This is a genomic window from Citrobacter sp. Cf072 (assembly GCF_030334485.1).
Taxonomy (GTDB): domain Bacteria; phylum Pseudomonadota; class Gammaproteobacteria; order Enterobacterales; family Enterobacteriaceae; genus Citrobacter; species Citrobacter freundii.
Map to the genome: position 1 here is coordinate 42,383 of NZ_JAOWDX010000036.1, position 21,015 is coordinate 63,397.

Sequence of the window (21,015 nt, forward strand, 5' to 3'; positions counted from 1 at the left end):
CGTTAGTAATTCACCTGAGAAGGCCCATCACTAATCCCACGATCGTTTTTCTCAGGCGTGGTGGATTGCGATTGCGGCTGAACGCTCTTGGTCGGAGGCGGCGCGGTTTTATCAGCTGGTGGGAAATAGAGCGGGCCTTTGAGCCCACAGCCCGTCAGGCTGAACAGAGTAAAAATGACAGCGAGTGGCTTTAACACGTTTTTCATTATCGATTGCCTGTAAAGTTCATGCTTTCTGTTTTCTATCATCGCAGGAGAAGGCGTAAAAGCAAGAGTTTGGCTAAAAACTGCATCGCGATTTATTCCACGTTATACTGCGGGCATCACGAAAAATAGGATAAGAAAATGAACGACAGTGAATTTCATCGCCTTGCTGACACCCTGTGGATGACCATTGAAGAACGTCTGGATGACTGGGATGGCGACAGCGATATTGATTGTGAGATCAACGGCGGCGTTCTGACCATCAGTTTCGAAAACGGCAGCAAAATTATCATTAACCGCCAGGAGCCGCTGCACCAGGTATGGCTGGCGACCAAACAGGGCGGCTACCACTTTGACCTGAAAGGCGACGAGTGGATCTGCGACCGAAGCGGCGAAACGTTCTGGGATCTGCTGGAACAGGCGGCAACGCAACAGGCAGGTGAAGAGGTGAGCTTCCGCTAAGTGTGATTGCCGGATGCGCTTCGCTTATCCGGCCTGGGTATCTCGCGCATTTGGAGGCCGGATAAGGTGTTTACACCGCCATCCGGCACTATGCTTAAGAGAAATACTGCTGCAACTGCGGCGCGTCGTTGTCCTGATTAACGGGCGGAACAGCGCTAATCGGCTGGGTGCGGAACGGAATCACCTGCGCGCGCCCGTCGGTTTTCACAATCTGATAGAACTGCGGCAGGTTAAAGTTGATGAAACTGGAGCCGTAGGTAAAACGATCGTGCGACGATGAGTAGAAACGGCTGACGTCGCGTACCAGTTCCTCTTTACTACCTTCGCAGTGGTGATACACCTCAGCCCGATTGCTTTCGTCCAGAATGTAGATATTAAAGCCCTGCTCATCACCCGTTTCTTCGAAAAAGAACTGAATAATCCCTTCACTGGCAAAACCGTCTACCACCGACGGCAGTTTCACATGGTTGGTCTCAACCTGGACGGAAAGCCCGTGCAGTTTGTTATGTGAAATCGCGCCATAGAATTCAATCGCGTTTTCCAGCTTCTGCACCGAGACCTTCAGACGTTCGAAGAACAGCCCCCACGTCTGGCCGGAAACACGCAGCGCTTTGAAACGTCCGGTTTCCTGACGGGTACTGGACAGACGTAATTCGATGCACTCAGACACCAGTTGCTGAACGCGGGTGCGAATTAAACCGCGCAGATGCTGGCTATAGCAGAAGACCTCGACGCTATCTGGCGGCGCGGCATCCTGGTGCATTTTGCCCAGAATCGTTTTTAACGCTTCAATCATCGCCTGCTCGCCGTTGAAGTGCAGCGTACGCACTTCATTCCACGAGTTGCGGTACAGCAGGTCTACGCTACCCACCAGGCATTTTTGCTCCTCACCAAAACTGAAGACGTCCAGCTTACGGAAATCAAAATGCACCACCTGATTGCGAAACGCTGCCGTCGGGTCATATTCGAGGTTAACGATAATCGCCAGATGGCGAATTTCGCATGGGCTATAGAGCGCTTTCGGCGTTGGCGCAGGCAGTCGAAGAGGGAAGTGGTGCGACACGTCGGCGACCATTTCCTGCAGCTTCGGCAAATCAACAATGCCGTTGCCCTTAATAAACAAATGCGTACGCGAGGTCAGCAGGCCATTGAACCAGGCCCACGCCACCAGCTTGTTGAGATAGCGGTTATATTCCAGCGGCTGATGGCTGATGATCGAGTCCATGTTAGGCGCGCGGTTGTAGAGATACCAACCCGAACGGTTGGCACGACCCGGCGGTACATGGATAAAGGTCAGATTCGGTTCCGAGAGATCCGGAGATATCTGCGGGTTCACCAGCGTGACCTTACCCGGCAACGCTTCAAACGCAGCATACAGCTTACGGGTCAGCACACCGATATCCTGCGGACTGGCGCTGACGCTGAGGTTATTGCGCCGCGCAAAGCGGATCAGGTTACGATAGCTCTGCATCATCGCATCGAGCAGTTCGTTATGCGCTTCACGTACCTGGTCAATCTTCCAGTTAGCGCGGTTATCCAGCATGGTCAGACGAGTGTCATCCCAGCCCCACTCTTTCACTAACTGACTTAATACTTCACGACGCCAGCCCACGCAGGCGCGCTCACGGCTCAGTTTCTCGCACACTTTTAAGTAGAAACATCGACGTACTAAATCCAGGCGCGTCGGATCTTCGATCGCCGTGAGGTACTCAGTAACGCGCTCCAGCATCATGCAGTAAGGGTCGAGACCAAAAGAGACGATCTGGCCATCATGCAAGCGCTGTTTAATGTCTTTCGCCAACAGGCGTGGGTTGGGATATTCCCAGGAATAGGCTTCCAGCAACAGCGTTTTCAGCACCGCTTTGTACGGGGAGTCGATACTCTTGTACAACTGCCAGAGGCTGGCGCCAAAGTACTCTTCGGCGGAAAGCGAACTGAGTCCGCCGAGATCCAGCCATTCGTTTGGCGTTAACACCCCCTGTGCGTAGAGCGTCATGACGTAATCGTCGTAGTGCTCTTCTTCGTCGCCCGGCACCATATTCCACAGAATACGTTTACCCGCGAGGCGCACAGCGGTGCGATAGAATTCATCCAGCAACAGGATATGCTGCGTCGAGCCACAGTCTTCACCACCAAGACTGCCGCTTTCATTGTGACGGAAACGGTTTTCGTCAATCAGGAAGAAACTGACTTCCACGCCCAACGAGGCCGCCCAGCTTTCCAGCAGGCTACATTTACGCTGCAGCAGTTGGCGCTCTTCGCTATCCAGCCAGGATTGATGGCAGACCCAGATATCAAGGTCAGACGAACAACTTTGCCCTACCGAAGAGGTACTGCCCATCGAGTAAACGCCGGTGATCGGCAGTTCGCCCTTCGGCGGGTCCTGCGGCGACATACCGCGGTACAGTTCCAGTTCGTTCAGGTAGTGGCGTTGGGTTTCATCAGGCGTGTAAAGGCATATGCCTTTGGGAACGTTACCATCAAGGTAACCCGGCATCAGCGGATGATGGTAGTGCAATAATGTCGGCAGCAGACTGTATACCTGCTGGAAAGCAGGTCCCATGGCAGCAAGCGCGCGATCCACACGCAGTTGATTTATGGCATCCAGTCTCTGTTTCAGAGTCTCAATATAGAGGTACAAGACGTATCGCCTGATGTTGCATCCGTCATGGCGTCGATAGCGGCGGCGCAAACGCTTACCACCCTCGTCATCAGTCCGGATAAACCGTATGTCAAAAATTACCGTTACCTTTTTCCCCTGCACTTTTATTAGTTACAGATGAAAAAATGGTCTAAAACGTGATCAATTTAACACCTTGCTCATTGACCGTAAAGAAAGATGCGCTACATACCAGTGTAGCACCGTTCGTTACGTGTAAATTCCTTCATACGGTCGGGAGGTTTTTCTCGTCATTATTCACTGACAGTGATGATGCAGCGCCTTTTCCTCTCACTTACGTTTGAGCGTAACGCTGACATCCCTTTGATAAGGATGTTAGGATGGTCAATGATTGATAATGACGGTAACAAGCATGTTAGACAATGTTTTGAGAATTGCCACACGCCAAAGCCCCCTTGCGCTCTGGCAGGCACATTATGTCAAAGACGCCTTAATGGCAAACCACCCAGGTCTGATCGTGGAACTGGTTCCTATGGTAACCCGTGGCGATGTGATCCTTGATACCCCGCTGGCGAAAGTCGGAGGGAAAGGGTTGTTTGTTAAAGAGCTGGAAGTCGCGCTGCTGGAAAAACGCGCCGATATCGCCGTGCATTCCATGAAGGATGTGCCGGTTGAATTCCCTGACGGTCTTGGACTGGTCACCATTTGCGAGCGAGAGGATCCGCGTGATGCTTTCGTCTCAAATAAGTACAACACGCTGGATGAACTCCCCGCAGGCAGCATCGTTGGGACATCCAGTTTGCGTCGCCAGTGCCAGTTGGCGAAGCGTCGCCCGGATCTCGTCATCCGTTCGCTGCGCGGCAACGTAGGCACGCGCCTCAGCAAACTGGATAACGACGATTATGACGCCATTATTCTGGCGGTCGCTGGATTAAAACGTTTAGGTCTTGAGTCGCGAGTCCGTACCGCTCTGCCGCCGGAAGTCTCCCTGCCCGCTGTCGGACAAGGCGCAGTAGGCATAGAATGTCGACTGGATGATATGCGCACTCAGGCGCTGTTAGCGCCGCTCAACCATGAAGAGACGGCGCTACGCGTCAAAGCAGAACGCGCCATGAACACCCGCCTGGAAGGGGGATGTCAGGTACCTATTGGTAGCTATGCCGAAATCATCGACGGTGAGATTTGGCTACGTGCGCTGGTCGGCGCGCCAGACGGTTCACAGATGGTATGCGGAGAACGTCGCGGCGCCACACAGGATGCCGAACAGATGGGCATCTCTCTGGCAGAAGAACTGCTGGAGAACGGTGCGCGCGCCATTCTGGCTGAAGTTTATAACGGAGAAGCACCCGCATGAGTATTCTGGTCACCCGCCCGTCTCCCGCAGGGGAAGAGTTAGTGAGCCGTCTGCGCACACTGGGGCAGGTGGCCTGGAGTTTTCCGCTCATCGAGTTTTCACCTGGTCGGGAACTGGCAACGCTTGCTTCCCGACTGTCGGCGCTGACGGAGAACGATCTGGTCTTCGTCCTCTCGCAGCACGCCGTTACCTTTGCAGATGCCGAGCTTCAGCAGCAAGAGAAAAGCTGGCCATCCCTTCCGCGATATTTTGCCATTGGCCGTACAACGGCGCTGGCGCTGCATACTGTTAGCGGCTTCAATATTCACTACCCTCTGGATCGGGAAATTAGCGAAGTCTTGCTACAATTACCTGAATTACAAAATATTGCGGGAAAACGCGCGCTTATATTACGCGGCAACGGTGGCCGTGAGCTGATAGGTGAAACCCTGACGGCACGCGGAGCCGATGTCGATTTTTGTGAATGTTATCAACGCAGTGCAAAATATTACGATGGTGCAGAAGAAGCGATGCGCTGGCAATCCCGTGGCGTAACCACGGTGGTCGTCACTAGCGGAGAGATGCTACAACAGCTCTGGACGCTTATTCCACAGTGGTATCGTGAGCACTGGTTACTACGCTGTCGGCTGCTGGTCGTCAGTGAGCGTCTGGCGCACCTCGCCCGGGAACTGGGCTGGCAAGATATTAAGGTCGCTGATAACGCCGACAACGATGCGCTACTACGCGCATTACAATAACTCTCATAATGGGATGCCATAATGACGGAACAAGAAAAATCCTCCGCCGTGGTTGAAGAGACCAGGGAGGCCGTGGAAACCACGTCACAGCCAGTTAATACTGAAAAAAAGAGTAAGAACAGCACGGCGCTGATTCTGAGCGCTGTGGCGATTGCTATTGCGCTGGCAGCAGGCGTTGGGCTGTACGGCTGGGGGAAACAACAGGCAACAACACAAATGGCAACCAGCGATGCGCTGGCGAACCAGCTGACGGCACTGCAAAAAGCGCAGGAAAGCCAGAAAGCTGAGCTGGAAGGTATTATTAAACAGCAGGCAACGCAGCTGGATGAAGCCACTCGCCAGCAGGCCGCGCTGGTCAAACAGCTTGATGAAGTCCAGCAAAAAGTCGCCACCATCTCCGGCAGCGATGCTGGAACATGGCTGCTGGCGCAGGCTGATTTCCTGGTGAAACTGGCTGGTCGCAAATTATGGAGCGATCAGGACGTCACTACCGCCGCGGCGCTGCTGAAAAGCGCCGATGCCAGTCTGGCAGATATGAACGACCCGAGCTTAATTACCGCGCGACGTGCGATTACTGACGATATCGCGAGCCTCTCCGCGGTGACTCAGGTCGACTATGACGGCATTATCCTGAAAGTGAATCAACTCTCTAATCAGATCGATAACCTGCGTTTGGCCGACAACGACACCGACGATTCACCGATGGACTCGGACAGCAGCGAGCTTTCCAGCTCAATTAGCGAATGGCGCGTCAATCTGCAAAAAAGCTGGCAGAACTTTATGGACAGCTTTATCACCGTGCGCCGTCGTGATGAAACTGCCGTACCGCTGCTGGCACCGAACCAGGACGTTTACTTACGTGAAAATATCCGTTCCCGCCTGTTAGTAGCTGCACAGGCCGTGCCGCGTCATCAGGAAGAGACATACCGCCAGGCGCTGGAAAATGTCTCCACATGGGTGCGTGCTTACTACGACACCGACGATGCAGCGACCAAAGCGTTCCTTGAAGAAGTAGACCAACTGAGCCAGCAAAGCATCAGTATGGATGTCCCGGAAACGCTGCAGAGTCAGGCTATTCTCGACAAGTTAATGCAGACCCGCGTACGTAATTTACTGGCGCAACCTGCCACAGCACCGGTAGCAGCAGCGCCAGCGCCTTCGACAGACGCTCCGGCAACCGCGCCGCAAGGAGAATAATGATGCTAAAAGTATTGTTGCTCTTTGTGCTGTTGATCGCCGGGATCGTCGTCGGTCCGATGATAGCCGGTCATCAGGGCTACGTGTTGATCCAGACGGATAACTACAATATCGAAACCAGTGTGACGGGCCTGGTGATCATACTGATCGTCGCCATGGTCGTCCTGTTTGCGATTGAATGGCTGTTGCGCCGAATTTTCCGCACTGGCGCACATACCCGTGGGTGGTTTGTGGGTCGTAAACGTCGTCGCGCCCGTAAGCAGACCGAACAGGCGCTGCTCAAACTGGCAGAAGGTGACTATCAGCAGGTTGAGAAGCTGATGTCGAAAAATGCCGATCATGCAGAACAGCCAGTAGTGAATTACCTGCTGGCGGCAGAAGCGGCTCAGCAGCGCGGTGACGAAGCTCGCGCCAACCAACACCTTGAGCGTGCTGCCGAACTGGCGGGAAATGATACGATCCCGGTAGAAATCGCTCGCGTTCGCCTGCAACTGGCGCGTAATGAAAATCACGCCGCACGCCACAGCGTAGACAAACTGCTGGAAGTAACGCCACGTCATCCGGAGGTGCTGCGTCTGGCTGAGCAGGCCTACATTCGCACCGGCGCATGGAGTTCCTTGCTGGATATCATCCCATCCATGGCAAAAGCGCATGTGGGTGATGACGAGCACCACGCTATGCTGGAACAACAGGCATGGGTTGGCTTGATGGATCAGGTCCGCGCCGATCAGGGCAGCGAGGGGCTGCGTGCATGGTGGAAAAACCAGAACCGTAAAACTCGTCATCAGGTTGCTTTGCAGGTAGCAATGGCTGAACATCTGATTGAGTGTGACGATCACGATACGGCGCAGCAGGTCATCATTGATGGTTTGAAACGTCAGTACGATGACCGCCTGGTGCTACCGATCCCGCGTCTGAAAACCAATAATCCGGAGCAGATAGAGAAAGTGTTGCGCCAGCAGATTAAAGCCGTGGGCGATCGCCCGTTGCTGTGGAGTACGCTGGGTCAGTCGTTAATGAAGCATGGGGAATGGCAGGAAGCCACGCTCGCCTTCCGTGCCGCTCTCAAACAGCGCCCGGATGCCTATGACTACGCCTGGCTTGCTGACGCGCTGGACAGACTGCATCAACCGGAAGAAGCCGCCACCATGCGTCGTGATGGCCTGATGTTGACGTTGCAGAACAACAATCCCCCGCAGTAACTCCTGAATGCCCGGTGGCGCTTTCGCTTACCGGGCCTACATATTTTTCATCTCGTATACACAAAATCATTCGAGAAGCAGCTCGAAGGATTTTGTGTATGCATAAAAAAACGCCCGCTCGGTAAGGAGCAGGCGTTAAACAGGTCTGTATGACAACATAAATGGGTGCTTCACTCAACGTTATGTCCATGGTGTTTGATGAGGCTACGCGACATCTGTCTGTGGACGATAAGCACCGTAAATGGCTCTGCATCATTCCTGAGTTTATGAGGCCAGAGGGCGAACATAAGAGATGGAATGAGCATCTACCCGCATATTATTGCACAAGGCATGCCACGATTGCACTGCAAAAACCAGGTATTCGGACTTTTTAAGACATCAGGTAATTCGCGGGAATAAAGGCTGAGAAGGGAAAATCAGAAAACAAAAAACCCCGCCGAAGCGGGGTTCAAAATTGGTCGGCGAGAGAGGATTCGAACCTCCGACCCACTGGTCCCAAACCAGTTGCGCTACCAAGCTGCGCTACTCGCCGTTTTACTGCTTTTTGAATTTTTAGTTCAATTCTTTAAGTCGTGGTGCGAGGGGGGGGACTCGAACCCCCACATCCTAAGGACACTAACACCTGAAGCTAGCGCGTCTACCAATTCCGCCACCTTCGCATTTCACAACTTTAAATTAATGGGGTGGCTAATGGGATTCGAACCCACGACAACTGGAATCACAATCCAGGGCTCTACCAACTGAGCTATAGCCACCACTGCAAATCTTTTACGCGGTATTAAAACCACCGCAGCTCTGGCACCCTACTAAATGGTGCGCCCGACAGGATTCGAACCTGAGACCTCTGCCTCCGGAGGGCAGCGCTCTATCCAGCTGAGCTACGGGCGCTTAGCGCCGTTGCGGGGCTGGATATTACGGAGGTCTCGGTCTTCTGTCTAGTGCTTTTTTAAAATAAATTATCGTTTGGTCATGGTTTGTGCGTTTTGTCGCTTATTCCCGCAATTTATGGGCTGTGCCATGACGATTCAGACCAAAAACCTTATAAATGAACGTCACGGCCAACAAGAAACCCATGCCAACAAAAAGCGACATTCGGGTATCTTCATTAAAGTACATGCCAATTAATACGCAAATCAGGAACGCCATCGTCAAATAATTCGCCCACGGGAACAGAATGGAGCGGAATGGATGACTGGCAATCGCCGCTTTATGCGCCTGACGGAAACGCAGCTGACTTATCAGGATCACAAACCACGGCACCATCCCCGGCAACACGCTGGCGCTATAGACATAAACAAACACGCGCTGCGGATTGGGAATGATGTAGTTCAGGCACGAACCAATCAGCAGGATCGCGATAGAAATGGCCACGCCGGCAACCGGTACGCCATGGCGAGAAACTTTCCCAACAGCGGCGGGGAGCTGGCGATTCTTGGCCAGCGCGTAGAGCATACGCCCACAGCTGTACATGCCACTGTTACAACCCGACAGCGCCGCCGTCAGGACCACAAAGTTAATAATCCCCGCCGCGGCGGTAATACCAATCTTGGCAAAGGTGAGAACAAACGGACTGCCGTTGCTGCCAATCTCGTTCCACGGGAAAATAGTGACGATAACAAAAATTGCGCCAACGTAGAAAATCAGGATACGCCACAGCACTTTACCTACCGCGCTACGCAGCGTGACCTGTGGGTTCTTCGCTTCACCTGCAGTAATGCCAATCAGCTCCACGCCCTGGTAAGAAGCCACGACAATACACAATGCTGTCAGGAAGCCCTTCCAACCACCGGCAAAGAAACCGCCGTGTTCGGTCAGGTTGCCAAAGCCGATCGCCTGACCGCCATTACCAAAACCGAAGAAAATCACCCCTAACCCAATGACGATCATCACAATGATGGTGGTCACTTTGATCATGGCAAACCAGAACTCAATTTCACCATACAAGCGAACTGCGGCGAGGTTCGCCAATGCAACCAGTCCGACCGCGATCAGTGCGGGTATCCATTGCGCCATTTCCGGGAACCAGAACTGGACGTACACCCCGATGGCGGTAATCTCTGAGATCCCCACCGCCATCCACATAAACCAGTATGACCAGGCGGTGAGATAGCCAAAGAAGGGGCTCATATAACGGTGAGCGTAAACAGCGAATGAACCGGCAACCGGCTCGAGGAATAACATCTCCCCCATAGAACGCATAATGAAAAATACGAACAGCCCGGCGACGATATACGCCAGCAGAACCGAAGGTCCCGCCCATTTCAGGGTACTGGCGGCCCCCATAAACAGCCCGACGCCAATAGTGCCCCCGAGGGCAATTAATTCGATGTGACGAGCCTCCAGCCCACGCTGTAGCTCAGGTTTGTTCTCGGCCATAAATCCTCTTGTTGTGTTTGCATGCTGTCCGGTATTACCGGTTCTCGTTATGGGTACATCTTGTTATGTCATAACAGGCTATACGACACCGACCGCTTAGCAGTTGGCGTCAAAACTCCACGGCACTGAAATGATTGTTGCGAATGGTTTCCTAAAATCGCTTAAATGGCAATTAAAGCATTCAAAAAATGAATATATTGTGCGAGAAAGCAGCGATTATGTTGTGAATAAGTAGCGTAATTAGCAGATCACGCTACTTATCAGAGGAGAGAGGGCGTCAGAGGTTGCCGGTATAGTGCCAGCGTAGATAGCGTAATAAGCGAAGTTGTCGAGTAATACGGCTCGGTTGCGACAATAAGCGATACAGCCACTCCAGCCCCAGATTTTGCCAGATTTTAGGCGCACGCTTAACGTGACCGGTAAAGACGTCGTAGGTGCCACCCACGCCCATATACAGCGCGTCGGGGTGAGTCTTGCGGCAATCACGCATAAAGATCTCTTGTTTCGGCGAACCCATCGCCACCGTCACAATTTGCGCGCCGCTGGCGTGAATACGCTCAAATAACGCCTGACGCTGCTCTGAGGTAAAATAACCATCCTGGCTACCCACAATGTTCACACGCCACTTTGCACGTAGTTTTGCCTCTGTTTGCGCCAGAACTTCAGGCTTGCCACCAACCAGGAAAACAGGCGTTCCGTTTTGCCCGGCTCGCGCCATCAGCGCTTCCCAAAGGTCAGCACCGGCCACACGTGAAACCTGCGCCTGTGGGAATTTTTTGCGCACCGAACGCACCACGCTAATCCCATCCGCATATTTGAACTCCGCGGCGTTGATCAGCTCCCTCACTTCAGGATTATCTTCTGCTGTCAGCATTTTCTCAGCGTTGATAGCCACCAGCGTTCCTGACCTGAGGTGTCCTTCGGCAAACAGGTAATTCAGCGCATGTTGCATATCGCGCCAGCCAATCAGTTGTAATCCGCGCAGCGAATAAAGCGGCGCAGTTGTGTTATCTGTCATTACGATCCTTCAATTTGTGTCCGGGGCAGCGACTTGATTCGTTTATGGATGAGTCCTGCGCTATCGAATAGCCAAAACAGCAGTTTTGCCATCAGTAGGCAAACGCCAAAAATCACGAGGAAAAAGACCACTCGCGAGACAAACGAATCCAGCCCTTCACGTGCCAACACGATCATATTGAAAATGGCGCCAAAACAGAAACTGTGCAAAATCGCCGCCTTATAGCGGTTGGTTTCTTGGTTACCTAGCTCATACAGCCAGTCGAACCACTTGATAATGAGTCCAACGACAATCGCGCCTAATGGTATAAAAAGCGCCCCGCCCATCACCACCAGTGAACCAATTAACGTCGGCGAAATCGCCAGTCCCGAGTGGTTGTTCAACACTTCCCAGGTAAAGTAGTTCGCTGAGTTGAGTACAATACTCGGCCGCCCAGGCCACAGCCAGGAAGGGATAAAGACATAGAAGTCACGAACAATCGGCGCCAGCCCCTGGAACTCAATATTGTGGTAATTCTGCAGCAACAGCGCCAGGTTCTCCCACGGCGAGAAGGTGTCGCGCGTAAGGTACAGGAACGTATAGAACGCCTCATCGCCGCTAACGCTCATTCCGTAGCGCTTCAAGGCCAGCCAGAACATCCCGACAATACCCAGCACGCCTGCGGCGACCAACATCCACAGCGAAATCCAGCCGCGAATAATGCCGATAAACAAGAAAATGGCAAACGCAATGATGATATTGGCGCGCGTCCCGCCCACAATCATATAGGTCAGCAAACCAAACGCGACGGTGCTCACCAGGAAGAACAACCACGCTCTGCTGTCCTGACGCAGGAAATAAACCACCAGCATGGCCGGAATGAAGAAGTAGAAGAAACGCTTCAGAGCGACCCCAGAGACTTCGCTGGAAAAAATCTGGCTATAGGATTGCAGTCTGAACAGCAGGAATCCGTTGTGCATAAAGAAGACGCCCACGCTCACCAGCGCAATCGCCATCAGGATAACCCAGGTCAAATGGGCTTCAACGCGATTGATGGTAAACAGCGGCCTACGCGGCTTACCCTCTACTCGCTTACGCAATCGCGTTTTATACGTCACGTAGTAGACGGCATAGAAACAGGCTGCTGACAGCAAGGCCTGCAGCAGGATCTCCGGCGGAGCCACTGCCACATCAAAGCGGAACACCAGGATGCTGGTTAACGGGAATCCGAAGAAGAACGTCAGCAAGAACAACAATGAGAAGAAAACATTGAAGTTAAAACGTACGCGGCGGAACTCAAACCAGGTCAGCGTGGCGATAAACAAGGTGGAGAGCAGCCAGACTACCAGCAGACCGCTGAATTGCATCAGGCTCATACGGTTTCTCCTGAAGCAATGCGCAGCGCGTTATACCACGGCTGCAGATAATTCGGGCTAAAGAAGGTAATCGTGTTTTTATCTACCGATGCCAACTGGCGCTGCGCTTCACGTACGACGCCTTCATTGAGATCATCCGTGGTAAATAACACCGGAAGATTCTGTTCCACCATATCCTGCCAGAAGGGATTTTCACGGTTGAGCACGCACGGGATACCCGCCTGGATCAGCAAACACAGGGTACCGATCCCCTGCTGTCGGGCAAAAATAAAGTAACCCAAATCGCATTGCCGCAATAATGTTAGATAGGCATCAAATTCCAGCTTTTCACTTAAAATTTGCAGATTATCAGCGCTAAATAATGCCATACCGGCCTGGCGAACCTCGTCGATATAGGCCTCATTATTGGCGGGATAACCCATCGGCACAATCACGTTCACCGTGTCGCCGAACTGCTGATGGACAGCACGCAGCGCGGCAACATGCTCATTGCTGCGATCGCCAGAGTTGCCAACCAGCACCGTCATCTTGCCGCTGCGCTGACAATCATTGCTCATGTTATTGAGTGAAGGATCCATTCGCGTTGGGAAATAGAGCAACTCACCCCGTACATGCGGATGTTGCTCGGCGAAATAACGTAAATCGCCCCGTGTGGCAAACACGCAGCCCACGCGATTCTGCGCCATGCGGCGAATCGGGTAAAACAGGCGGAATTTCAGCCCACTGGAGACTTCGTATAAATCAGCACCCCAGATATGCCAGTAAAACTGCGTCGGTTTAATTCCCCCGCCCAGCAGCGCCAACCACAGGCTGGTGTTGAACTGACCGTGGAAGAAGAATCGCTGTTGGCGATTCGCTTTTGCTTTCGCGATAACTGCTTCGGCTAACGCTTTTTTCCCGCTGTAAAAACTCAGCGATAACGCCGGGCAGCTCTCACTGAATCCCGCATCCTGACCGGCAACCATAAACGTGCGCGCGTGCTCGCTCGTCGCGGCAAGCGAGTCGTTGAAAAACCGCAACACGGTTTGGTTATGGTGAGGGATATCCGATCCCAGAACGTGAATCAGTACAGTCATGCCCGCCTACGCCAGAGTAAAAACACGCCACAACAAAGTGAAAAATAGACGATGTACGTTGCCATATAAGCCTGTGCCGCTCCCAGCGCACCATGTGCAGGGATCAGCCAGTGAGCAAACATCGTCAATAACATGAACTGGCTAATTTCAGCCAAAATATAAAACCGCAGCGACGCTTTCGCGATCACCAGATACCCAAAGACATACGCCCCAACTTTTAGTACATCGCCAACCAGTTGCCAGGCAAACAGATCGCGCATGGCGGTGAATTTTGCGGAGAAAAGCAGCCAGATAGCAAAGTCACGCAGTAGCCAAACGGTAAAGCTCGCGGCGGCAACTGCTGGTAACACGAACTTCAGCGACTTAACCACCTCGCGCGTAATGTCGCGCTTTTCAGTCAGTCGCGACAACGTCGGCAGCAAGTAAACACTGAATGAAGCGGTAATGAATTGCAGATAAGCATCAGAGATACTGCTTACCCCCTGCCAAATCCCCACATCATCCCAACTGTACTGCGCCGCCAGCAGGTTTCGCATCATCACGTATGCCACAGGCAACGTTACGGAGGTAATCAGCGCCATCAGCGTAAACTTGCTTAGCTGTCCAGCCAGACCGTTATCCCACGAGGGTTTCAGGTAATGCAGCGGAATCGCCCCACGCTTAATCAGCATAATAGCGGCGGGGATAACGACCAACGCGGGCACTAACGCCAGACCCAGCAAAGCGCCTTCATACCCTCCCAGGCGATAACAGCCATAATAAGCCACTACGCCCACCAGACTACCCACAATCAGCGCCAGCGCGTTACCCGCCGCATCGCGAAACCCCTTCATCAACGCCAGCAGCAGATTCGCCCAGGCAATGCCCATCTGCACCAGCGCAACCAGTCTTACCAGCCCCTGATAATGAGTATGACCAAACAATCCCTGACTGATTGGTGCGGCCGCCAGCAGAAAAATCACCGCCATCAGCGTAGAGAATCCCAGCACCATCGCGGAAGATGTACCGACGACCTTGCGGAGCCGGTTCGGATCGTCATGGTGCTGCGCAACATATTTCGTGACGCCGTTGAAAATGCCGGCCCCCGCCAGGACACCAAGCACGGTGACCATCTGGCGGAAGTTACCCGCCTGCCCCACGCCTGCCGGGCCAAACGACACCGCCAGCAGCTTCACGACCAGCAAACCCGCACCAATTTTTACCAGCGTACTGGCTGCCGTCCATAAGGACGCTTTAGCAAGCGACATTTCAGGCGAAGTAGTTGAGTAAGGTCGAAATTACCGTTCGCTGGTTGACCGGCGACAGGTTGTAGAACAGCGGTAAACGCAGCAAACGCTCGCTCTCTTTGGTGGTGTAACGATCAACACCGGCAAATACGCCGAATTTGTCGCCAGCCGGGCAATCATGCAGCGGGATATAGTGGAACACCGCCATAATTTCGGCTTCTTTCAGGAAGTTAATCAACGCCGTGCGATCGTCGATATCGCGCAGCTTGATGTAAAACATATGGGCGTTTTGCACGCAGTCTTCCGGTACAGAAGGCAGCTCGATACGTCCGGCACGCGCCAGCGGTTCAAGAGCATCATAGTAGTTCTGCCACAGCGCCAGACGCTGCTGGTTAATGCGGTCCGCCGCTTCCAGTTGCGCCCACAGATAGGCGGCCTGTAGATCGGACATCAAATAGCTGGAGCCGATATCACGCCAGGTATATTTATCTACCTGGCCACGGAAAAACTGGCTGCGGTTTGTCCCTTTTTCACGGATGATCTCTGCACGTTCGACTAATTTTTTATCATTAATCAGCGTCGCGCCGCCTTCACCACCTGCGGTATAATTTTTGGTCTCATGAAAGCTAAAGCAACCGATGTGACCAATCGTCCCCAGCGCCCGACCTTTGTAAGTCGACATAACGCCCTGGGCCGCATCTTCCACCACAAACAGGTTATGTTTGGTCGCCAGCGCCATAATAGTATCCATTTCGCAGGCCACACCCGCGTAATGCACCGGCACAATCGCGCGGGTTTTGTCGGTGATCGCCGCTTCAATCAGCGTTTCGTCAATGTTCATGGTATCCGGGCGGATATCAACAAAGACAATTTTCGCGCCTCGCAGCACGAAAGCATTGGCCGTGGAGACAAACGTATAGCTTGGCATAATGACTTCATCGCCAGGCTGGATATCCAGCAGCAATGCCGCCATCTCAAGCGATGCGGTGCAGGAAGGCGTCAGCAATACTTTCTCGCTGCCAAAATGCTGTTCCAGCCACTGCTGGCAGCGACGGGTAAAACCGCCATCGCCACACAGTTTGCCGCTGTTCATCGCAGACTGCATGTAATCGAGTTCAGTGCCCACCACCGGCGGTGCGTTAAATGGAATCATCGTGTCACCTGTATAACCAATACGCGGTGCTTTCCACATTCGCACCACTGTGTATATAACGTTTAAGCGCGGCGGTATTGCCCATTTGGGTCGCCACACGCAGTGCTGTTTTACCGTGAGCCTGCGCCCAGCAAAGCGCGGCCTGCATCAGTTCTGCTCCCGCCCCACGCCCGGCTAGCAGGCCAATTCGCGCCTCGGTCGCATTCAGTTCACGCAGCGAGACATAGCCACGAATCTCACCTGTTGGTGTACGAAAAACGAGGCATTGATGATCGAACGTCCCCAGCACCGCGTTTTCAATCCACTGCGCATAAAAACGCGCGCTGGCATCTGCGGCATACCACGGGGCGCGAAAACGACTTTGCGCGAACGCCTGTCCTGCCAGATGGCGTAATGCAGGGATATCCGTAGTTTGTGCGACCTGCGCACCGGGGTCACCATGCGCACACGTCACTGGCAGCACAAAATCCACTTCACCTTCAACCAGTGAGAAGCCCAGCTGTTGCAGGGCATCTAATGCTTGGGTATTGGCGGCAGGTATTTTTGCCTGTACCCGCGACCAGGGCTGCAACGCATCCGCAGTCAGAACCGACGCGTGTTGGTCAAAACGCACAATGGCGCTATTGACGCCAAAGAACGTATTTTCCCAGCTAAGCGGCTCAATACTGGCGCGGACGAGCACGGAGCAGCTCCAACAAATATTGGCCATATCCCGTTTTGGCCAGTGAACTGGCGGCACGCTTCACGCCTTCGTCATCCAGCCAACCGTTACGCCAGGCGATTTCTTCCAGACAGGCTATTTTAAAGCCCTGGCGTTTCTCTACCGTCTGCACAAAAGTACTCGCTTCGATCAAACTGTCATGCGTACCGGTATCAAGCCAGGCAAAACCACGCCCAAGCAACTCTACCGTCAGGTGTCCGTCATCAAGATACATCTGATTAATGGACGTAATCTCCAGTTCTCCACGCTCAGACGGTTTTACGCGTTTTGCATATTCCACCACTTTACTGTCATAGAAATAGAGTCCTGTCACCGCCCAGTTAGACTTCGGTTCTTTCGGTTTCTCTTCCAGTGAGACTGCGCGAAAATTTTCGTCAAACTCAACAACACCAAAACGTTCAGGATCCATCACCTGATAGCCAAACACCGTCGCGCCTTGCGTTCGGGCAGCCACATGACGCAGTTTTGGACTAAATCCCTGACCAAAGAAGATATTGTCTCCTAACACCAGACATGATGGTTCACCGTTAAGGAACGTTTCACCAATGATAAACGCCTGTGCTAATCCATCCGGACTGGGTTGCTCAGCATAGTGCAATTCAATGCCGAACTCAGATCCATCGCCCAGTAAGCGCTGGAAATAGCCTTTATCTTCCGGTGTAGTGATAATCAGGATTTCGCGAATTCCCGCCAGCATCAATACTGATAACGGGTAGTAAATCATCGGCTTATCGTAAATAGGCAATAGCTGCTTTGATACGCCACGCGTAATGGGATACAGGCGAGTACCTGAGCCCCCCGCCAGAATGATACCTTTCATGCGTTGTCTCCTCCGGGAGCCAAAACCAGGCTGTTAGCCCTTCAGACCTAAACGTTCGCCCTGGTAACTGCCGTCCTGCACGGGTTTCCACCATGCCTGATTAGCCAGATACCACTGCACGGTTTTGCGCATTCCGCTTTCAAACGTTTCTTTCGGCATCCAGCCTAGTTCACGCGCAATTTTCGACGCGTCAATGGCATAACGCAAGTCATGACCCGGGCGATCGTCCACAAAAGCGATCAAGTCGCGGTACTGCGCGATACCCTGCGGCTTTTGCGGTGCCAGCTCTTCCAACAGGCTGCAAACTGTTTCGACAACCTCCAGGTTTTTACGCTCGTTATGGCCACCAATATTATAAGTTTCTCCCACCGCGCCCGCTTTCACCACACAATAGAGCGCCCTTGCGTGATCTTCTACATACAACCAGTCACGGATCTGTTGTCCATTGCCGTATACCGGTAACGCTTTTCCCGCCAATGCATTAAGGATCATCAGCGGAATCAGTTTTTCCGGGAAATGGTACGGACCATAGTTGTTAGAACAGTTGGTTATCAGTGTTGGCAGACCGTAGGTACGTAGCCAGGCACGGACAAGATGATCGCTGCTGGCTTTCGACGCGGAATAAGGGCTGCTCGGCGCATACGGTGTGGTTTCGGTGAAGAAATCATCCGTAGACTCCAGGTCGCCATACACCTCGTCAGTCGAGATATGGTGGAAACGAAACGCTGATTTTTTCTCGCTGGTTAAATAACTCCAGTAAGCACGCGCCGCTTCCAACAGCGTGTAGGTTCCCACAATGTTAGTTTCGATAAAGGCGGCCGGACCATCAATGGAGCGATCGACGTGGCTTTCTGCCGCCAGATGCATCACGCAGTCCGGTTGATAGTGTTGAAACACCCTGTCAAGCGAAGCTCGATCGCAGATATCGACTTTCTCAAAAGCAAAACGAGGATTCTGTGCAACCGACTCCAGCGACATCAGGTTTCCAGCATAGGTCAGCTTATCGACCACAACTACCGCATCCTGAGTCTCCTGAATGATATGCCGAACAACCGCAGATCCGATGAATCCAGCTCCACCGGTAACCAGAATTCGTTTCATTAGCGCCAGACCCCTTTGGTATCAACGACATATTGCTGGTGAACCGCATCGCCTTTAATGGCTTTAAATTCATTGTGGTCGACCAGCAAGACCAGTACATCGGCGCTTTCCAGGGCATCGCCCAGCGTTGCCAGTTGGCACAGACCGTCCAGTTTTTTCGGCAGTTGATAGATATTCGGTTCCACCACCAATGTTTCGCCTTTGTGCCAATGCGCGATACTTTGCGCAATTCCCATCGCCGGGCTTTCACGTAAATCATCAATATTCGGTTTAAATGCCAGACCAAAACAGGCAATTTTCACTTCGCTGGCCCGTTTATTGGTATCCGCCAGACAGTCGGCCACGGCAGCTTTTACCCGATCGACCACCCAATGAGGCTTACCGTCGTTTACCTCACGCGCGGTACGGATCAATTTAGCCTGTTGCGGGTTCTGCGCCACGATAAACCACGGATCAACTGCGATACAGTGCCCGCCAACACCCGGACCCGGCTGCAAAATATTCACGCGCGGATGGCGATTTGCCAGGCGAATCAGTTCCCAGACGTTGATCCCCTGATCGGCGCAAATCAGCGACAACTCATTAGCGAAGGCGATATTGACGTCGCGGAAGCTATTTTCAGTCAGCTTGCACATTTCCGCTGTGCGCGCGTTGGTCACGACACATTCCCCTTCAAGGAAGATGTTGTACAGCTCACTGGCGCGTGCGGAACAGACTGGGGTCATGCCCCCAATCACGCGGTCGTTTTTAATCAGTTCAACCATCACCTGACCTGGCAGCACACGTTCTGGACAATAAGCAATGTTAACGTCAGCCTGTTCACCGACCTGCTGCGGGAAAGTCAAATCAGGACGCATTTCAGCCAGCCATGTGGCCATCTGTTCGGTAGCCCCGACAGGCGACGTCGATTCAAGGATCACCAACGCGCCTTTTTTCAACACCGGTGCAAGAGACTTGGCTGCGGCTTCAACGTAGACCATATCGGGTTCGTGCTCCCCCTTAAACGGAGTAGGCACAGCAATCAGAAAGGCATCCGCATCTACAGGGGTTGTGGTCGCACGCAGAAATCCATTTTCGACCGCCGTTTTCACTACGGCGCCCAAATCTGGCTCAACGATATGAATTTCACCGCGATTAATGGTATCCACCGCGTGTTGATTTACATCTACGCCAATCACATGCTTTTGACGGGAAGCAAAGGCAGCCGCCGTCGGCAGTCCGATATAACCCAGCCCAATGACAGAAATGGTCGTAAAACTCATAGCGATATCCGATTATTTTTTAACGCGTGTAAAATGCGGCCACATGCCTGCCCGTCACCATACGGATTATGGGCGCGGCTCATGGTCTGATATTCATTATCGTCATGCAGCAAACGCGTGACTTCTTCGACAATACGCTGCGGGTCTGTCCCTACCAGACGTACTGTACCTGCAGTAATCGCTTCCGGACGTTCCGTCGTTTCGCGCATCACCAGTACCGGTTTCCCCAAAGATGGGGCTTCTTCCTGAATCCCACCGGAGTCGGTCAGGATCAGCCAGGCATGATTCATCAGCCAGACAAACGGCATGTAATCCTGCGGTTCAATCAGGATGACGTTTTCAACGTGACCCAGAATGCGATTAACCGGTTCGCTAACGTTAGGATTCAGGTGCACCGGATAGACAATCTGTACGTTCTGATTAGCCGCAGCAATTTCCGCCAGCGCGTGGCATATGCGTTCAAAACCGCGACCGAAGCTTTCACGACGATGACCGGTCACCAGTATCATCTTTTTATCCGAGCTCAGGAAAGGATAATGCTCTGCTAATTCAGCACGCAATTCATCGTTCGCCAGTACACGGTCGCGAACCCAGATCAACGCATCAATCACCGTATTGCCTGTGACGAAAATACGATTTTCGGGAATAGCTTCCCGTAACAAATTTTGGCGCGAGTTTTCTGTTGGCGCAAAATGATACATAGCCAGACGCCCGGTCAGCGTACGGTTCGCCTCTTCCGGCCAGGGAGAGTATAGATCACCAGTACGTAAACCAGCCTCTACATGCCCCACCGGGATGCGCTGATAGAACGCAGCCAAACTCGTGGCAATGGTGGTTGTGGTATCACCATGAACCAACACCACATCAGGTTTAAAATCAGCCAGAATTGGCTTTAATCCTTCCAGTATTCGGCAGGTAATTTCTGTTAGTCCCTGACCTGGCTGCATAATGTTGAGATCGTAGTCAGGTACAATGGAAAAGAGGTTCAACACCTGATCGAGCATCTCCCGATGCTGCGCCGTGACGCAAACTTTTGCATCAAAATCAGGATCTTTTGCCAACGCATGAACCAGAGGTGCCATTTTTATGGCCTCCGGTCGCGTGCCAAATACAGTCAGTACTTTCACATCGA

Annotated in this window: 18 protein-coding genes and 4 tRNA genes; 5 read left to right on the forward strand and 17 right to left on the reverse strand. The window is 52.8% G+C overall.

Going from position 1 to position 21,015, the window contains the following annotated elements:
• Positions 1-2 precede the first annotated feature (2 nt).
• A complete protein-coding gene (gene lptM / locus OGX66_RS05160) occupies positions 3-206 on the reverse strand; it encodes an LPS translocon maturation chaperone LptM (protein WP_003017937.1) in 204 nt (67 codons plus the stop codon).
• Between the two features lie 138 nt (positions 207-344).
• Between lptM and cyaY the strand changes: the two genes are divergently transcribed.
• The gene (gene cyaY, locus OGX66_RS05165; RefSeq protein WP_003828967.1) at positions 345-665 is read left to right on the forward strand and encodes an iron donor protein CyaY; all 321 of its coding nucleotides are present in this window, start codon (positions 345-347) and stop codon (positions 663-665) included.
• 94 nt (positions 666-759) lie between these two features.
• Here the strand turns inward: cyaY and cyaA are convergent, their stop codons facing one another.
• On the reverse strand, positions 760-3,306 hold the full coding sequence (gene cyaA / locus OGX66_RS05170) for a class I adenylate cyclase (RefSeq protein WP_286510982.1): 2,547 nt from the start codon (positions 3,304-3,306) through the stop codon (positions 760-762).
• Between the two features lie 391 nt (positions 3,307-3,697).
• Between cyaA and hemC the strand changes: the two genes are divergently transcribed.
• The 4 genes from hemC to hemY are packed head-to-tail and all read left to right on the forward strand — an operon-like array spanning position 3,698 to position 7,775.
• Entirely contained in the window at positions 3,698-4,639 is a 942-nt protein-coding gene (gene hemC / locus OGX66_RS05175; protein WP_136346122.1) for a hydroxymethylbilane synthase, read from the forward strand.
• Positions 4,636-5,376, forward strand: coding sequence for a uroporphyrinogen-III synthase (hemD, locus tag OGX66_RS05180; RefSeq protein WP_044714757.1), 741 nt, complete (start codon positions 4,636-4,638; stop codon positions 5,374-5,376). The genes hemC and hemD overlap by 4 nt, the downstream gene beginning before the upstream one ends.
• Positions 5,377-5,397: 21 nt before the next feature.
• Positions 5,398-6,573 carry a uroporphyrinogen-III C-methyltransferase gene (gene hemX / locus OGX66_RS05185; RefSeq protein WP_088902903.1) on the forward strand — a complete coding sequence of 392 codons (1,176 nt, stop codon included), beginning with the start codon at positions 5,398-5,400 and terminating at the stop codon, positions 6,571-6,573.
• Positions 6,574-6,575: 2 nt separating this feature from the next.
• The gene (gene hemY, locus OGX66_RS05190; protein WP_088902904.1) at positions 6,576-7,775 is read left to right on the forward strand and encodes a protoheme IX biogenesis protein HemY; all 1,200 of its coding nucleotides are present in this window, start codon (positions 6,576-6,578) and stop codon (positions 7,773-7,775) included.
• Positions 7,776-8,230: 455 nt separating this feature from the next.
• Here the strand turns inward: hemY and OGX66_RS05195 are convergent.
• The 15 genes from OGX66_RS05195 to wecB all read right to left on the reverse strand — a co-directional run bounded on the left by OGX66_RS05195 (position 8,231) and on the right by wecB (position 21,010).
• Positions 8,231-8,307 (reverse strand) — tRNA-Pro (locus OGX66_RS05195).
• Positions 8,308-8,348: 41 nt separating this feature from the next.
• Positions 8,349-8,434 (reverse strand) — tRNA-Leu (locus OGX66_RS05200).
• 20 nt (positions 8,435-8,454) lie between these two features.
• A tRNA-His gene (locus OGX66_RS05205) sits at positions 8,455-8,530 on the reverse strand.
• 56 nt (positions 8,531-8,586) lie between these two features.
• Positions 8,587-8,663 (reverse strand) — tRNA-Arg (locus OGX66_RS05210).
• Between the two features lie 102 nt (positions 8,664-8,765).
• Positions 8,766-10,151 (reverse strand): bifunctional threonine/serine APC transporter ThrP, encoded by a 1,386-nt coding sequence (gene thrP, locus OGX66_RS05215; RefSeq protein WP_003017961.1) that lies wholly within the window; start codon positions 10,149-10,151, stop codon positions 8,766-8,768.
• A gap of 277 nt (positions 10,152-10,428) precedes the next feature.
• Positions 10,429-11,169 (reverse strand): lipopolysaccharide N-acetylmannosaminouronosyltransferase, encoded by a 741-nt coding sequence (gene wecG / locus OGX66_RS05220; RefSeq protein WP_088902905.1) that lies wholly within the window; start codon positions 11,167-11,169, stop codon positions 10,429-10,431.
• Positions 11,169-12,524, reverse strand: a complete 1,356-nt coding sequence (gene wzyE, locus OGX66_RS05225) for an ECA oligosaccharide polymerase (protein WP_044702225.1) — start codon at positions 12,522-12,524, stop codon at positions 11,169-11,171. The genes wecG and wzyE overlap by 1 nt, the downstream gene beginning before the upstream one ends.
• Positions 12,521-13,600 carry a TDP-N-acetylfucosamine:lipid II N-acetylfucosaminyltransferase gene (locus OGX66_RS05230; protein ID WP_044714762.1) on the reverse strand — a complete coding sequence of 360 codons (1,080 nt, stop codon included), beginning with the start codon at positions 13,598-13,600 and terminating at the stop codon, positions 12,521-12,523. Before OGX66_RS05230 ends, wzyE begins: the two co-directional genes overlap by 4 nt.
• Positions 13,597-14,847 carry a lipid III flippase WzxE gene (gene wzxE / locus OGX66_RS05235; RefSeq protein WP_044714764.1) on the reverse strand — a complete coding sequence of 417 codons (1,251 nt, stop codon included), beginning with the start codon at positions 14,845-14,847 and terminating at the stop codon, positions 13,597-13,599. Before wzxE ends, OGX66_RS05230 begins: the two co-directional genes overlap by 4 nt.
• 1 nt (position 14,848) lies before the next feature.
• Complete coding sequence (rffA, locus tag OGX66_RS05240) at positions 14,849-15,979, reverse strand: dTDP-4-amino-4,6-dideoxygalactose transaminase (RefSeq protein WP_044714765.1); 1,131 nt, start codon at positions 15,977-15,979, stop codon at positions 14,849-14,851.
• Positions 15,980-15,983: 4 nt separating this feature from the next.
• Positions 15,984-16,661 (reverse strand): dTDP-4-amino-4,6-dideoxy-D-galactose acyltransferase, encoded by a 678-nt coding sequence (rffC, locus tag OGX66_RS05245; RefSeq protein WP_088902906.1) that lies wholly within the window; start codon positions 16,659-16,661, stop codon positions 15,984-15,986.
• Positions 16,639-17,520 (reverse strand): glucose-1-phosphate thymidylyltransferase RfbA, encoded by an 882-nt coding sequence (gene rfbA, locus OGX66_RS05250; RefSeq protein WP_003017976.1) that lies wholly within the window; start codon positions 17,518-17,520, stop codon positions 16,639-16,641. Before rfbA ends, rffC begins: the two co-directional genes overlap by 23 nt.
• A gap of 33 nt (positions 17,521-17,553) precedes the next feature.
• Positions 17,554-18,621: a dTDP-glucose 4,6-dehydratase gene (gene rffG, locus OGX66_RS05255; RefSeq protein WP_057064541.1), complete on the reverse strand. Its 1,068-nt coding sequence runs from the start codon at positions 18,619-18,621 to the stop codon at positions 17,554-17,556.
• Positions 18,621-19,883, reverse strand: a complete 1,263-nt coding sequence (wecC, locus tag OGX66_RS05260) for a UDP-N-acetyl-D-mannosamine dehydrogenase (protein WP_088902907.1) — start codon at positions 19,881-19,883, stop codon at positions 18,621-18,623. Before wecC ends, rffG begins: the two co-directional genes overlap by 1 nt.
• Positions 19,880-21,010 (reverse strand): non-hydrolyzing UDP-N-acetylglucosamine 2-epimerase, encoded by a 1,131-nt coding sequence (gene wecB, locus OGX66_RS05265; protein WP_003017984.1) that lies wholly within the window; start codon positions 21,008-21,010, stop codon positions 19,880-19,882. Before wecB ends, wecC begins: the two co-directional genes overlap by 4 nt.
• Positions 21,011-21,015: the final 5 nt, after the last annotated feature.

Excerpts from the sequence above, each read along its gene's own strand:
- lptM (WP_003017937.1), bottom strand. The coding sequence starts at position 206 with ATGAAAAACGTGTTAAAGCCACTCGCTGTCATTTTTACTCTGTTCAGC.
- cyaY (WP_003828967.1), top strand. The coding sequence starts at position 345 with ATGAACGACAGTGAATTTCATCGCCTTGCTGACACCCTGTGGATGACC.
- hemC (WP_136346122.1), top strand. The coding sequence starts at position 3,698 with ATGTTAGACAATGTTTTGAGAATTGCCACACGCCAAAGCCCCCTTGCG.
- hemD (WP_044714757.1), top strand. The coding sequence starts at position 4,636 with ATGAGTATTCTGGTCACCCGCCCGTCTCCCGCAGGGGAAGAGTTAGTG.
- hemX (WP_088902903.1), top strand. The coding sequence starts at position 5,398 with ATGACGGAACAAGAAAAATCCTCCGCCGTGGTTGAAGAGACCAGGGAG.
- hemY (WP_088902904.1), top strand. The coding sequence starts at position 6,576 with ATGCTAAAAGTATTGTTGCTCTTTGTGCTGTTGATCGCCGGGATCGTC.
- thrP (WP_003017961.1), bottom strand. The coding sequence starts at position 10,151 with ATGGCCGAGAACAAACCTGAGCTACAGCGTGGGCTGGAGGCTCGTCAC.
- wecG (WP_088902905.1), bottom strand. The coding sequence starts at position 11,169 with ATGACAGATAACACAACTGCGCCGCTTTATTCGCTGCGCGGATTACAA.
- wzyE (WP_044702225.1), bottom strand. The coding sequence starts at position 12,524 with ATGAGCCTGATGCAATTCAGCGGTCTGCTGGTAGTCTGGCTGCTCTCC.
- OGX66_RS05230 (WP_044714762.1), bottom strand. The coding sequence starts at position 13,600 with ATGACTGTACTGATTCACGTTCTGGGATCGGATATCCCTCACCATAAC.
- wzxE (WP_044714764.1), bottom strand. The coding sequence starts at position 14,847 with ATGTCGCTTGCTAAAGCGTCCTTATGGACGGCAGCCAGTACGCTGGTA.
- rffA (WP_044714765.1), bottom strand. The coding sequence starts at position 15,979 with ATGATTCCATTTAACGCACCGCCGGTGGTGGGCACTGAACTCGATTAC.
- rfbA (WP_003017976.1), bottom strand. The coding sequence starts at position 17,520 with ATGAAAGGTATCATTCTGGCGGGGGGCTCAGGTACTCGCCTGTATCCC.
- rffG (WP_057064541.1), bottom strand. The coding sequence starts at position 18,621 with ATGAAACGAATTCTGGTTACCGGTGGAGCTGGATTCATCGGATCTGCG.
- wecC (WP_088902907.1), bottom strand. The coding sequence starts at position 19,883 with ATGAGTTTTACGACCATTTCTGTCATTGGGCTGGGTTATATCGGACTG.